12 protein-coding genes are annotated in these 12,642 nt (G+C 71.6%); 6 read left to right on the plus strand and 6 right to left on the minus strand.

The annotated features are described in order from the left end of the window. Nucleotides 1-21: 21 nt before the first annotated feature. Nucleotides 22-1,299: an MFS transporter gene (locus tag ACWFR3_RS00235; protein WP_453732225.1), complete on the minus strand. Its 1,278-nt coding sequence runs from the start codon at nt 1,297-1,299 to the stop codon at nt 22-24. Between the two features lie 71 nt (nt 1,300-1,370). Here ACWFR3_RS00235 and ACWFR3_RS00240 point away from each other — a divergent pair, with 71 nt between their 5' ends. Next, a complete protein-coding gene (locus ACWFR3_RS00240) occupies nt 1,371-2,336 on the plus strand; it encodes a DUF5937 family protein (protein WP_453732226.1) in 966 nt (321 codons plus the stop codon). 99 nt (nt 2,337-2,435) lie between these two features. Here the strand turns inward: ACWFR3_RS00240 and yczR are convergent, their stop codons facing one another. Next, nucleotides 2,436-3,827, minus strand: a complete 1,392-nt coding sequence (gene yczR, locus ACWFR3_RS00245; RefSeq protein ID WP_453732227.1) for a MocR-like transcription factor YczR — start codon at nt 3,825-3,827, stop codon at nt 2,436-2,438. 61 nt (nt 3,828-3,888) lie between these two features. Between yczR and yczE the strand changes: the two genes are divergently transcribed. Continuing rightward, on the plus strand, nt 3,889-4,614 hold the full coding sequence (yczE, locus tag ACWFR3_RS00250; RefSeq protein ID WP_453732228.1) for a membrane protein YczE: 726 nt from the start codon (nt 3,889-3,891) through the stop codon (nt 4,612-4,614). Nucleotides 4,615-4,632: 18 nt separating this feature from the next. Here the strand turns inward: yczE and ACWFR3_RS00255 are convergent, their stop codons facing one another. The 3 genes from ACWFR3_RS00255 to ACWFR3_RS00265 all read right to left on the minus strand — a co-directional run bounded on the left by ACWFR3_RS00255 (nt 4,633) and on the right by ACWFR3_RS00265 (nt 8,031). Next, the gene (locus ACWFR3_RS00255; protein ID WP_453732229.1) at nt 4,633-5,493 is read right to left on the minus strand and encodes a hypothetical protein; all 861 of its coding nucleotides are present in this window, start codon (nt 5,491-5,493) and stop codon (nt 4,633-4,635) included. A 181-nt stretch (nt 5,494-5,674) separates the two neighbouring features. After that, the gene (locus ACWFR3_RS00260) at nt 5,675-7,156 is read right to left on the minus strand and encodes an MFS transporter (protein WP_453732230.1); all 1,482 of its coding nucleotides are present in this window, start codon (nt 7,154-7,156) and stop codon (nt 5,675-5,677) included. A 269-nt stretch (nt 7,157-7,425) separates the two neighbouring features. Further along, complete coding sequence (locus ACWFR3_RS00265; RefSeq protein ID WP_453732231.1) at nt 7,426-8,031, minus strand: TetR/AcrR family transcriptional regulator; 606 nt, start codon at nt 8,029-8,031, stop codon at nt 7,426-7,428. Nucleotides 8,032-8,143: 112 nt separating this feature from the next. On the opposite strand from ACWFR3_RS00265, the gene ACWFR3_RS00270 reads away from it, so the two are divergent. After that, complete coding sequence (locus ACWFR3_RS00270; protein ID WP_453732521.1) at nt 8,144-9,394, plus strand: NADH:flavin oxidoreductase/NADH oxidase family protein; 1,251 nt, start codon at nt 8,144-8,146, stop codon at nt 9,392-9,394. Between the two features lie 144 nt (nt 9,395-9,538). Beyond that, a complete protein-coding gene (locus ACWFR3_RS00275) occupies nt 9,539-10,408 on the plus strand; it encodes an alpha/beta fold hydrolase (RefSeq protein WP_453732232.1) in 870 nt (289 codons plus the stop codon). A 186-nt stretch (nt 10,409-10,594) separates the two neighbouring features. Here the strand turns inward: ACWFR3_RS00275 and ACWFR3_RS00280 are convergent, their stop codons facing one another. After that, nucleotides 10,595-11,257, minus strand: a complete 663-nt coding sequence (locus ACWFR3_RS00280; protein ID WP_453732233.1) for an O-methyltransferase — start codon at nt 11,255-11,257, stop codon at nt 10,595-10,597. A gap of 70 nt (nt 11,258-11,327) precedes the next feature. Between ACWFR3_RS00280 and ACWFR3_RS00285 the strand changes: the two genes are divergently transcribed. Both ACWFR3_RS00285 and ACWFR3_RS00290 read left to right on the plus strand, forming a co-directional pair. After that, a complete protein-coding gene (locus tag ACWFR3_RS00285) occupies nt 11,328-11,993 on the plus strand; it encodes a TetR/AcrR family transcriptional regulator (protein ID WP_453732234.1) in 666 nt (221 codons plus the stop codon). Beyond that, on the plus strand, nt 11,990-12,361 hold the full coding sequence (locus ACWFR3_RS00290; RefSeq protein ID WP_453732235.1) for a hypothetical protein: 372 nt from the start codon (nt 11,990-11,992) through the stop codon (nt 12,359-12,361). Before ACWFR3_RS00285 ends, ACWFR3_RS00290 begins: the two co-directional genes overlap by 4 nt. Nucleotides 12,362-12,642: the final 281 nt, after the last annotated feature.

Raw genomic sequence — 12,642 nt, forward strand, 5'->3', positions numbered from 1 at the left:
GGCAACCATCCGGGGATCGGGCTACGGGTGCGATGGCAAGTGGGCCGGCCGAACCGCCGGCGGCACGGCAAGCTCCTGGCCGTGGGGCTGGGCGGCGGGGCATGTTCGGCGGTCGGCGCGGTGTGCCAGGGGAGCCGCAAGGAAGGACGCCAGCAGGTACAGCCCGCCGATGACGAGCCAGCCGGTGCCCTGCGCCGTGGAGAGGGCGAGGGTGATGAGCAAGGGGCCGCCGGAGCGCGCGAGTTGGGTGCCGGTGTTCCAGGCGCCCTGGTACTCCCCGAGGCGCCGCGCGTCCGCGAGATCGTAGGAAAGACCCCAGGAACCGGCGGACTGCCACAGTTCGGTGAGGGTCAGCAGCACCACGGCTGCGACCAGGACGAGGGCGCACACGAGCGGGGGCAGCGAGCCGGTGAGCGCGAACACTGCGGCTGCCGCCATGAGCGAGTAGCCGCCGTGGCGCAGCGCCCGGGCCGCACTGCGCACATCACCGACCGAGCGCCCCACGCGCATCTGGAAGGCGATGGCCACCAGCACGTTCACGAACAGCAGCACCGAGGTCGTCCAGGCGGGCGCCTGCGTGTGGTTGGCGACCCACAGGGGCACGCCGATCTCCAGCAGCTCCGCGTGCAGGACGAGGACACCGTTGAGGAGTGCCGGACCCAGGTAGCGCCGGTCGCGCAGGACACCGGTGGACGCCTGGGTGCGCCGACCCGGCGCGGTCGCGGCGCCGGTGCGGGTTTCCGGCAGGTGCACCGCGACCAGGGCGACGACGAGCACGCTCAGCGCACCCGCCCCGACCAGCAGACGAAAGGCGATGGGCCGGTCGACGGCCAGCGCCACACCGAGGGCCGGGGTGCTCAGCGTCGCCCCGATGTTGTGCACGACGCGGTTGTAGGCGAGGGTCGCCACGCGGTTGGCCGGCACGGTGATCGTGCCGAGGTAGGCCTGGCGTACCGGTGCGACGCCGCTCTCGGCGAGTCCGGCGAGGCTCGCCACCACCAGGAACGCGGAGAATGAGTCCACGAGTTGGTAGGCGCCCAGGACGACGGCGCGCAGCAGGTTGATGCCGATCAGCAGTCTGCGCTGGCCGAGCCGGTCGCCGAGCCGGCCCATGGGCAGCGCCGCGGCGAGCCCGACCAGCGCGGCGACCGAGAGGCCGATGCCGACCTCGACCGCTTGCAGCCGGGCGACTTCAGTGAAGAACAGCACTCCGCCCGCGAGCATGATGCCCGGCACGAGCGAGTCGAAGAAGGTCAGCGTCGTATAGACCCGCAAGGGGCCCCGAGGAGGAAGGATCACGCTGCAACTCAAGCGTCAGCGCCCGCGTGGCAGTAGAAAATTAGCTCTCACCTAAATCGACGGGGCGGGCGATGATCGAGATCCATCTCAACGTGGACGACCTGGCGCAGGTGCGCTTCGCCATCTCCCCGCTCCAGGAGACCAGCCACAGCCTGTGGGCGCTGCGCGATCCCGGTGACTTTCCGCTGCACCTGCGCTGGTTGCGCCTGGTGCGGTCCGAACTGGCCCAGCTGGACAGCGAGGTGCTGCTCGCCCTGGTCAGCGAGCGCCGCTGGCTGCCGGACTTCATCACACCGCGCCCGCTGTCCCGCGTGCCGGACATGACCGAGGAACTGCGGGCCATCCGCGCCACCGATCCGGCCACGGTGCGCCAGGACATCGCGGCCGCCTTCCGCGACCAGCAGATGCCGGCGGTGCTCCGCGATGAGCCCGCCGCGCTGCGGGACCGTATCGCCGACGCGCTTGAGGCCTACTGGCACGCAGCCCTGGAACCCCACTGGCCGCGCATGCGCGGCGTTCTGGAGGCGGACATCCTCTACCGGGCACAGCTGCTCGCCGACGGCGGGGCAACGGCGCTCTTCGCGAGCCTGCACCCCAACGTGACATGGGAATCCGGTGTACTGCGGCTGCACCCCATGGGCACCAGCAGGCGGGTGCACGCGGCGAGCGGTCTGACCCTGTGCCCCACCCTGTTCGGCCGCAAGGCGACAGCTCCGATCGGTGCGGTCCCGCGTGTGGACTACCCGGCGCGCGGTGTCGCCACCTTGTGGGAAACCGCCGCCGCGCCGGCCCCCGGAGCACTGGCCGCCCTGATGGGACGCCGCAAGGCCGCCGTGCTGGCAGCTCTCGACACCCCGGCCGCCACCACGTCCCTGGCCCGGTCCCTGGGCGTCACGCCGAGCGCGGTATCGCAGCACCTTGCCGTGCTGTCGGCCGCGGGCCTGGTGTCCCGGGCGCGGGCGGGACGGAGCGTGCTGTACGCACGCAGCGAGCTGGGGGAGCGGCTCATCGCGAGGGCCGGGGGAGATGACCCGTAGGCGGCCGCCCGCTTGCCGTTGCGCGGCGCAAGGCGTCAAACAGGTTGCTGTGCGACCAGAACGTCGCGACCAGAACGCGCCCCGGAGAATGGCCGGCGCTCATGCGAGGGGCGGGGGAGTGTGGGTTCCGGTGGCGCCCCGGGCGAGTGCTTGTGCTGCCCGGGCAAGTCTGTTGACAGCCGGGGCCAGTTGGCCCGGCGGGAGCGTATAGGGCAGGCGGATATTGCGTTCGAACGCGCCCCCGACCCCGAACCGTGGGCCGGCCGCGATGGTCACTCCGTGGTCAGGCGCCACCGCTGCCAGCCGGGAGCTGACGGGCCGGGGGAAGGTGACCCACAGCGTCAGACCGCCGGCCGGCTGCGGGGCATGGACATCCGGCAGATGCTCGGCGAGCGCATGGCGCAGGGCGTCACGTTGATCCGCGAGGTTCCGCAGGGCGTCCGGCCGGCGGGTCTGGTGCTCGTTCAGGAGGACGGCTGTGGCGAGCTGTTCGACGACGGGCGTGCCCAGGTCTGTCGTGGGACGGGCCCTCTCGACCCGCTCCAGGAGCGAGGGAAGCGCGCGGATCCAGCCGGTGCGCAGACCGCCCCAGACACTCTTGGACACCGAGCCGATGCTGATGGCTGCCGGCATGTGCAGGGCCAGGGGTGCGGGCTCGGCCACGCCCAGAGCCAGATCGGCCATGGTCTCGTCGACGACCGTCGGACACCCCAACCGCAGCCGTTCGCGCACGCTCGTGGCCATGCACATCCCGGTCGGGTTGTGGAAGTCAGGGATCAGATAGGCCAACTGCGCATCGCGCCCCGCTGCTTGGAGCTGTTCGATGTCCCAACCGGCAGGCGTCACGGCGACGGGCAGAAGCCGGGCGCGCGCCTGGACGAACGTCGTGATCGCGTGGGGGTACGTCGGATGATCGATGAGCACTCTGTCGCGCGGCGATACGAGGATGCGGGTCAGCAGGGCCAGCGCGTGCTGTGCGCCGTTGGTGATCAGGATGTGGTCGGGCCGGGTGGGCAGCCCTCGCCGCTGATACCAGCGGGCCACTGCTTCGCGCAGCTCCGCGATGCCATACCGATCGTAGCCGTGCCGCTCGAAATGCCGTGGCAGCTGTTCGAGAGCGGTCGCGAACGCGGCATGGAGGATCTCCACGGGCGCGGCCGGCGCGGCGAAGGACAGGTCGATGGTCCCGGCGTCCGTGGCGAGCGGCTGCCGGGGTGCCGTGTCATCAGGCAGCCGTACGGTCGCTCTGGTCCGCGCCTGTGTGGCCAGGTATCCGTGCTCGACCAGCGTGCGAAAGGCGGAGCCGACGGTGGTTCTGCTGGTGCCGAGCGCGGACGCCAGATCACGCTCGCTCGGCAGCACCGCACCCAGGGAGAGGCGTCCGTCCAGGACCAGCAGGCGCAACCGGTCGGAGAGGCACTGGTGCGCGGGCCCGGGCCCCTCCTGCCACGTTCCCACCATCCGCGCGACCGCGTGCGAGCTGATCTTCACCCGACCAGCATAGGCAATCTGGCTATGGAATCCGGGTCCAGACCGCCCGGAGACTCGCCGCATGACCTCTCCCGCTCCCACCACCCCCACCTCGGATCCGGCTCGCCGCGCCCCTTTCGTGCTTCCGCGCATGAACGCACTGGCCCAGGCCCGGGCAGGCCGCAAGGCACGCCGGATCCCCCAACTCCTGCTCGGCCTGGTGGGATACGGGGCCGCCGTCATGCTGCTCGTCCAGTCCGGACTCGGCGCGGCCAGCTGGAACGTCCTCACCGAAGGCACCGCCAACGCGCTCGGCATCTCGTTCGGCTGGGCGACCAACCTGATCGCGCTGCTGGTGCTCATCGCCTGGATCCCCCTGCGGGAACTGCCCGGGCTCGGCACGCTCCTCAACGTCGCGACCGTCGGCTTCGCCGCCGACGCCACCGCGATGGTGCTCCCCGACCCGCAGGGACCCCTCGCCCAGCTCGGCTACCTCCTCCTCGGCCTTGTCGCCCTGGCATTCTTTGACGCGCTCTACCTCGGGGCGCAGTTCGGATCGGGACCACGCGACGGCATCATGACCGGACTCGTCCGGCTCACCCGCCTGCCCGTCGCACTGGTGCGCACCGGCATCGAAGTCACCGTTGCCGCGGGCGGCTGGCTGCTCGGAGGAACCGTCGGGGCCGGAACCGTGCTGATCGCCCTGTGCATGGGACCCCTCGTCGGCTACTTCCTGCCGCTGGTAGCGGTGCGCCTACCTGCCGCTTCTGCACCTGAACCGACTTCCTCGCGTTCGACCGCACCGTGATCCCGCCCGGTCGGCAGATCAGTCGAGCGGTACTTCCTCGACGACCGTCTCCCCGAAGCGCCACATGCCGTGATTGCCGGAAGCTTCCGCACGCAGGCCGGCTTCCCGGGCGATGCGGGCGGCCCGGTGATGCGAGAAGCCGGGGTAGTTACCGGGATCCACCTCGATGTAGCCGTGGTGGTCGGCGGGGCAGGTTGTCAGGACCTTGCGGAGTTGCTGCTCCCGGGCGCGCTCTGCGGTGAGGTCGCCGGGACGTGTGCGCTTCGCCGTCGCCGGGCCCCGCCAGGACATCCAGGCGACGGAGCCGAGCGCGGCCAGGGCGAACGCGGACGCTCCGAGGAGTTCGCCGGTGGCGTCGGCCTGGCCCGGCGTGCGAGGGGCGAGCTCGCCCTCGGGATCCTGGATGACCGTGAGGGTCTGGCCGATGTCGTAGAGGCCGGATGCCGTCCTCAGTTCGGGGCCGGGTACGCGGGTGCCGTCCTGGTGGCGCAGCGTGTAGTGGTAGTCGCGGTTCTTGCGTCCCCGGGCCGGGTCCCGTCGTTCCTTCGTCACCGTCGCCCGGACCTCGTCGCCCCGCTGCTGCAGCGTGAGGTCCTCACGGGCCATCCCCGCCACACCCACCGACATCACCGAGGCACCCACGATGAACAGCGCCGCGTACGTACTGGACTCACCCGTGGCACCCAGCCTGCGGATCAGCACGACGAGCAGTACTGCGTGCACGATCCACAAGGGCACCTGGAGGCCCGGGCCGAAGCCCCCGGCGATGAGGTACATCCCGGCGATCGCGGCGAGCACGTAGCAGCCGACGGCGAGCGCCAGCGGCATCCGCCGGCGCCTATCCGGCGCCCCCTGCGCATGCCTCTTGCCGACGCCCATGCCGCGATGCCCTCCCTGATCGGCCGCTGTCCGGGGCGGTCCCTTTCCGGCGGCCGGCCCATTCCCGGCCGGCTCCTGCGGCGGGACCGCTCCATGGTGCCGCCGGGCAGTTCGGGCCACACTTCGGTGCTCCCTGTCCTCGGTGGTCAGGGGAACCAAGCCGGGCCGGGGGCGGGGGAATTCAGCTCGCTGACGCCGCTGTGAGCCGGGCCCGTTCCTCCGCGTCCGCGTCGAAGCCGATCGGTTCCCAGCGCTTGGCCAGCAGGGCGATCAGGCCGAGGGCGGGGGCGGCGAGGATGACCCAGTAGACGTGGGTGCCCAGGCCGCTGCTGAGGACGGGGAAGAAGAACAGCGTCAGCGTCGAACCCAGGCGCAGCACCGCCTGGTTGAAGCCGATGCTGACGCCGCGCATCGAGGTGGGAAAGCCCAGCGAGGCGTAGCTCATGATGTGTGCGCCGGGGCCGAAGCCCTGGGCGAACATGAAGGCGCCGAGCATGAGGATGCCCGCCGTCACGACGGCCGTCCCGGACGGGTCCCCGATGAGTCCCAGCACGGTGATGGCGACGAACTGGATCGCGAAGCCCAGCGTCATCATCGGCCAGGCGCCGCGGGTCGATGCCCAGCGGATGCCGAGCAGTCCGCCGGTCAGGGCGAAGAGCAGGTTCAGCGCGAACGAGGACGCGATGGTGGTCAGCGGACCCTGGGTCATCAGCGTGGCGATGATGATCGGAAGACCGAACGCGACGGCGTTGTAGCCGAAGGTCTCCGCCAGGCCGACCGTCACCGACTGGATGGTGCGGGTGCGGTAGGGAGGGGCGAAGAGCCGTGCGTAGGAGGCGAGTCCGGGCCTGGGCGGCCGGGGCGTCTGCGCGGGAACGTCGTCGGCGACGCGCGCGTCCACGCCGTAGGACTGCCGCAGGATCCTGGCCGCGCCCTCGAGATCGCCCTGGTCGGCGGCCCAGGTCGGGGACTCGTTCATGTAGCGCCGGCGCAGCAGCAGGACCAGCAGCGCGGGTATCGCGCCGAAGCCGACGGTGAAGCGCCACAGCCAGCCCAACTGGGCGTCGGGCAGGAGGAAGTACAGCAGCATGATCACCAGGTAGCAGCCGCTGGTCGCGGTGTACCAGGCGGGCGACCAGGCAGCCGTGCGTGAGCCCTTGCTGCCCTTGCCGCGCAGCCGGGAGAACTCGGCGAGGAAGGCGATCGCGACCGGGATGTCCATGCCGACGCCGATGCCCATCACGAAGCGCGCGACGATCAGCGTCCACACGTCCTGTGCCAGCGCGCACACCAGCGCGGTGACGACGAAGAAGAGCATGTTGGCCATGAAGACCCGGTAGCGGCCGATCCGGTCCACCAGCCAGCCGCCGACGAGAGCGCCCACGAGCGAGCCGACACTGATCGAGGCGGTGACCGTGCCGGCCATGGCGGAGCTGAGACCGAATTGCTCCGTGATGTCGGGCAGCCCGTAAGCGAGGGAACTGAGGTCGTAGGCGTCGAGAAAGATGCCGCCGAGCGCGATGATCACGATCATTTTGGCGTGACGGCCGCGTGCCGTACCCGAGTTGACCAGATCGGAGATGTCGGCCGCGGAGCGGATCAGTACCGTGTCGCCCGCCGCCACCGCAGACGTGTCGGCGGGCAGGGGGGAGGGGGAGCTCACAAGCGCCTTCCGGGGTAGTGCAGGGATCTACCGACGGATCGTATGCACCGGCCGGAATTCAATCGTCCGCTTGTCCGCATAGTGGTCACCGCGCCGACGGGAAATGAGACGGCCGCCTGCGGGCGGATCAAACGGGCGGCACGGGTGCGTCGGCCGCGCCGGGCGATGGCCGGCAGCACCGTCGTGCCCACTCACCGGCGCTGCCCGCTGCCTTCGTGGGCGACCGGCGCCGGAAAGCTCCGCCGGCGCTGACGGGACCCGGCGTCCGGTCAGCTGGGGCGGGCGGCCTGTGGCATCGCCGGGGCAACGGTGAACAGTGCCTGCACGGCGGCGCGGACCTGGCCCTCGACCACCTCGGGGGCGGAGGTGTCGAGCTTGCCGTCCAGGTGCAAGAACGCCAGGCCGTGGACGAGGGCCCACACCGTGGTCGACAGCGCGTCCGCACTCTCCGCGCCGGGGAACGCGTTGCGGACGATGCCCTGGACGTAGTGCGAGATGACGGCGGTCGCGGCGACCCGCTCCTCGCTGGTGGGGTCGCAGGGCTCGGCGAACATCGCCCGGAACAGCGCGGGGTGCTCGAGCGCGAACTGCACGTAGGCAACGGCGACCCCGGCCAGATCCTCGGGCGTCGAGGGGGAGGGGTGGACCGCGGCCAGGTTCTCGGCGAGCTCGCGGTAGCCCTCCGCGGCGACCGCGGAGACGAGCGCGTCGCGGTCCGCGTAGTGGCGGTAGGGGGCTGTCGCCGACACGCCGGCCCGGCGGGCGACCGCGCGCAGCGAGAGCCCCGCGCTGCCGTCCTCCTCCAGCAGCTCGCGCGCGGCACGCAGGCAGGCCGCGCGCAGATCGCCGTGGTGATACGCATCGGCTGGTGACACAGGTCACGCTCCCTCATGTTTGCAGTGCTCACATCCTGCTCTAATGTGAGTGGTGCATACATCGTAAGTGCTCGGCATGGAATACGTGCTCGACATGGAAGAGAGAAACGCGATGACCAGCGAGCTGTTCTCGCCACTGGCCCTGCGCTCGGGGCAGGTCCTGCGCAACCGGATCGCCAAAGCGGCCATGGAAGAGAACATGGCCGGTCACGGCCAGCTTCCCGACCAGCAGCTGCTGACGCTCTACCGGCGCTGGGCCGCCGGCGGCACCGGACTGCTGATCACCGGCAACGTCATGGTGCACGCCGAAGCGCTGACCGGGCCCGCCGGCGTCGTCCTCGACGCGGACGCGCCGCTGGAGCCCTTCACCCGGTGGGCCGAGGCCGGCAAGTCCGGCGGCGGCGCGATCTGGATGCAGATCAACCACCCCGGCCGCCAGGTCGCCTCCGACATGCCCGGCGTCGTGTGGGGCCCCTCGGACGTCGGACTCTCCCTGGGCAGGCACAGCAGCCGCTTCGGCCGCCCGAGCGCCATGACCCCGCAGCAGATCGAGGAGACCGTGACCCGCTACGCCGTCACGGCCCACCGCGCCGAGGCAGCGGGATTCGACGGAGTGGAGATCCACGCCGCGCACGGCTACCTGCTGTCCCAGTTCCTGTCCCCGCTGGTCAACAAGCGCACCGACCAGTGGGGCGGATCGCTGGAGAACCGGGCCCGGATGCTGCTGGACATCGTGCGCGCCGTCCGCGCCGCCGTCTCCTCGGCCTTCGCGGTCGCGGTGAAGCTCAACTCCGCCGACTTCCAGCGCGGCGGCTTCGACGCCGACGACGCACGGCAGGTCATCGAAATGCTCGCGCCGCTCGGCGTCGACCTGGTCGAACTCTCCGGCGGCAGCTACGAAAGCCCGGCCATGACCGGCCGCCCCGCCGACGGCCGCACCCGGGCCCGCGAGGCCTACTTCCTCGACCTGGCCAGGGACCTGGTCACGACCAGCCCGCTCCCGCTGATGCTGACCGGCGGCATCAGCCACCGCGCCACCGCCGAACTGGTCCTCGACAGCGGCGTCGCGGTCATCGGCATGGGCACCGCCCTCGCCGTCACCCCCGACCTGCCCGACCGCTGGGAAAACCGCCGCGAGGCCGACCGCCGGATGGAGCCGGTGACGTGGTCCGACAAAGCCCTCGCCTCTGCGGCCGGCATGGCCAGGGTCCGCCACCAGATGCGCCGCATCGCCCGCGGCCACAGCCCCCGGCCCGGCACACACCCGGCGATCGCCCTGATCTGCGAGCAACGCAGGCAGCGGCGGGCGCTGCGCAGCTACCGCGCCTGGCTCTCCCGGGCGCGCAGCACCGCGCGAAAGTGAACCAGCCCCCGTATCCCACTCCCACCCCTCGTGCGGGAGCAGAACGCTGACGGAGCGACATCCGGCGCAGCCCGCCCCCACCCCTGCGCGAAGCCGCGCCCGCCGCGCCGATGACTTCCAGGGTCCGGACAGGTCTGCACGGGTATGGAGACCCACACACTCAAGACAGACGGCGCCGACCTCGTCTACGACGTTCGCGGGCCGCTGCCGCCCGCAGACGGGCGCCCCCCGTTGTTCATGATCGGGCAGCCCATGGACGCCACCGGCTTCGCCGCCCTCGCCGCGCGCTTCCCCGAGCGGACCGTGATCACCTACGACCCGCGCGGGCTCGGCCGCAGCACCCGCAGGGACGGGCGGGTGGACCACACGCCGCAGACCCAGGCCGACGACGTGCACGCCGTCATCGCAGCGCTGGACGCCGGGCCGGTGGAGATGTTCGCCAGCAGCGGCGGAGCGGTCACCGCGCTTGCCGTCGTGGCGGAATTTCCCGCGGACGTCACCACCCTGGTCGCGCACGAGCCGCCACTGATCACCCTCACGCCGGACGGCCCGGCGGCCGTGCGGGCGCGGGCCGGCGTCCGCCAGGCGTACGAAGAGCGCGGATGGGGAGCCGGGATGGCCGCGTTCGTGGCCATGACCTCGTGGGAGGGAGAGTTCACCGACGCGTACTTCGCCCAACCCGAGGCCGATCCCGCCGCATTCGGGATGCCCGCGGAGGACGACGGCGCGCGTGGCGATCCGCTGCTGTCCGACCGCTCATGGGCCATCAGCAGCTACCGGCCGGACGCCGAGGCGATCGCCGCTGCGCAGACCCGCACGGTGATCGCCGTTGGCGAGGAGTCCCGGCACGTGCAGACCGGACGCACCTCCGTCGCGACCGCCGAGCTGCTCGGCCAGCAGGCGACCGTCTTCCCGAGCCATCACGGCGGGTTCCTCGACGGAGAGTTCGGATACCCGGGAAAGCCGGACGAGTTCGCGCACCGCCTGCGCCAGGTCCTGGACGGCGCCGTGTGAGCCACCCGGTGGACGAGCGGCTGTCGCATACCGAAGTGGCCGATGCCGCGCGGGCGTTGACCATAGGGGGTGACACCTGTGCCGACCCCGGGCCGCCCCGGCCTGCCCGGCGGTCGGGGGCGGTGTCGGTGTCGGTGTCGGGATCAGTGTGAGCGGACGGGACGGCACGTCACGCAGCACGCAGCTCTAGAGGCGGCAGCTGATCTCCATTCCGTCCTCCACGGGGAACGTGACGCTCTGGTAGCCGTTCCGGGGGTCACGGACGTAGTCGAGGTAGGGCGCGAGGTCCTCCAGGTCGACGTCGTCGGCGACGACGAGGGTGCCGGGCGCGAGGCGTGGTTCGAGGAGTCGCAGGACGGGCAGGCACAGGTCCTTCCAGCCGTCGAGGAGGACGAAGTCCGCGGAGCCGTCGACTGCGGCGAGGGTGTCGCGGGCATCTCCTTCGAGGACGGTGATCAGGTCGTCAAGGCCCGTCTCGGCGAACGTCCGGCGGGCGGCCGCGGCCTTGGCGGCGCTCAGTTCCGTACTGATGACCCGCCCCGTCCCGTTGTCGCGGACCGCGGCGGCGAGATGGAGCGTGGAGATGCCGAAGGACGTGCCGAACTCGACGGTGGTGGCGGGGCGGGTGGCCCGGATCAGGTTGTAGAGGAGGCGGCCGCCCTGCGCGGAAATCGGCATGTACACCTCCGCGTTGGCGTCTGCCTGCTCCTGCGGGCCGAGGGGCGCGGAGCCCCGGGGCCGCGCCGCCCGGGCCCGCCTGCTGGTCTCCTCGTCCTGCTCGGCATGCCGGAACATCCGGTCGAGGGCGGAGGCGACGCGGGGGTCTTCGAGGGTGTTGGTGAGTGTCATGAACCTAGACTAGACGCACCGTTGCGTAACGTCTAGAGATTCTGGCCTACTCTGGCCCCGGGAGGCAGACATGGAACGAGGAAGTACGGCCGCCGGGGCGGCCGGGCCACAGCCGGCGGCACGCCACCACGGCAACAGGCACGGCCGCAGCGAACAGGCCCGGCAGGCAGTCCTTGAGGCGGCCGACGGCCTCGTGGTCGAGAAGGGCTTCACCGGCGTCACCATCGAGGGCATCGCCGCCCGGGCGGGCGTCGCCAAGCAGACCGTCTACCGCTGGTGGAAGACCAAGACCGACATCCTCCTGGACGCCTTCCTCCAGGACGCGGCCGAGGCCCTGACCCCGCCGGACCACGGCGATCTGGCCCCGGACCTGCGCGCCCACCTGCGCCAACTGGCCCTGTTCCTGACCCGGTCCGACGCGGGCGCCGTCTTCAAGGCCCTGATCGGGCACGCCCAGCACGATCCCGCGTTCGCCGCCGCCCTGCGATCCGGCTACCTCGACGAACAGCGCCGACGCGACCGGCTCCCGCTGGAACGCGCGGTGGAACGCGGCCAGCTCGCCGCCGGACTCGACATGGCGGCGGAGATCGACCAACTCGTGGGACCGGTCTACCACCGCGTCCTGGTGACGGCGGAACCCGTCGACCAGGCTTTCACCGACCGCCTCGTGGAGGCGTTCCTGCACCGCGCGGACGTAGCAGACGTAGCCGACGCAGGGGAGATGGGGAGCAGATGACTCTGAAGGCAGGCCAGCGGGTGGTGCTGGCAGCGGACACCCGGCTGACCGATTCGGCCGAGGTGTCGGGGGTCGTCGTCGGATTCCTGTCCCTGGCGGCGGGCACCGGCGGGACCGTCGAGGAGGTGGTCGGCCACCAGGACGAGAGCGAGGACGTGCGCGAGTACGAGCGGCTCAAGTCGCTGCTCGACGCCTTCGGGGGCGAGATGCCCGCGGAGAGCAGGAGACAGCTCGAAGAGAAGGTTGGCTCCCTGGAACCCGCGTGGACCGCCTTCCAGGAACGGGGGCCGCGCGTGAGCGTGCGGGTCCGCTTCGACAACGGGTTCATCCTCGACGGGGCCCACGAAGACGTCTTCGTCCCCGCCTGAGGGCACGTCCCCCATCACACCGGTGGCTGCCGGCGGTGCTCGCGCCGACGGCCCCACGGCCCGGCCGGGCTGCGCGGCGAAGGCGCGGGCTCGGCGGGCCACCGTTCGGCCCGGGCCGGGTAAGCGGGAGGACGACCGGCATGAGCTACGACTGCCCGCCGGTCTCCGGATGCACGGAGGTACACCGCCGGGGCTGTCCGCGCGCCCGAACCGAGGCGAACCGTGCAGGGGCGGGGGGACGCCGTCCTCGGCGACCTCGCCCCCGGCACCGCCGACGCGTG

Source organism: Streptomyces sp. NPDC055189 (assembly GCF_053606765.1).

Bases quoted from the DNA above. Each gene is read 5' to 3' on its own strand.
- ACWFR3_RS00255 (WP_453732229.1), bottom strand. From the start codon at position 5,493: ATGGGCGTCGGCAAGAGGCATGCGCAGGGGGCGCCGGATAGGCGCCGG.
- yczE (WP_453732228.1), top strand. From the start codon at position 3,889: ATGACCTCTCCCGCTCCCACCACCCCCACCTCGGATCCGGCTCGCCGC.
- ACWFR3_RS00275 (WP_453732232.1), top strand. From the start codon at position 9,539: ATGGAGACCCACACACTCAAGACAGACGGCGCCGACCTCGTCTACGAC.
- ACWFR3_RS00285 (WP_453732234.1), top strand. From the start codon at position 11,328: ATGGAACGAGGAAGTACGGCCGCCGGGGCGGCCGGGCCACAGCCGGCG.
- ACWFR3_RS00280 (WP_453732233.1), bottom strand. From the start codon at position 11,257: ATGACACTCACCAACACCCTCGAAGACCCCCGCGTCGCCTCCGCCCTC.
- ACWFR3_RS00290 (WP_453732235.1), top strand. From the start codon at position 11,990: ATGACTCTGAAGGCAGGCCAGCGGGTGGTGCTGGCAGCGGACACCCGG.
- ACWFR3_RS00270 (WP_453732521.1), top strand. From the start codon at position 8,144: ATGACCAGCGAGCTGTTCTCGCCACTGGCCCTGCGCTCGGGGCAGGTC.
- ACWFR3_RS00240 (WP_453732226.1), top strand. From the start codon at position 1,371: ATGATCGAGATCCATCTCAACGTGGACGACCTGGCGCAGGTGCGCTTC.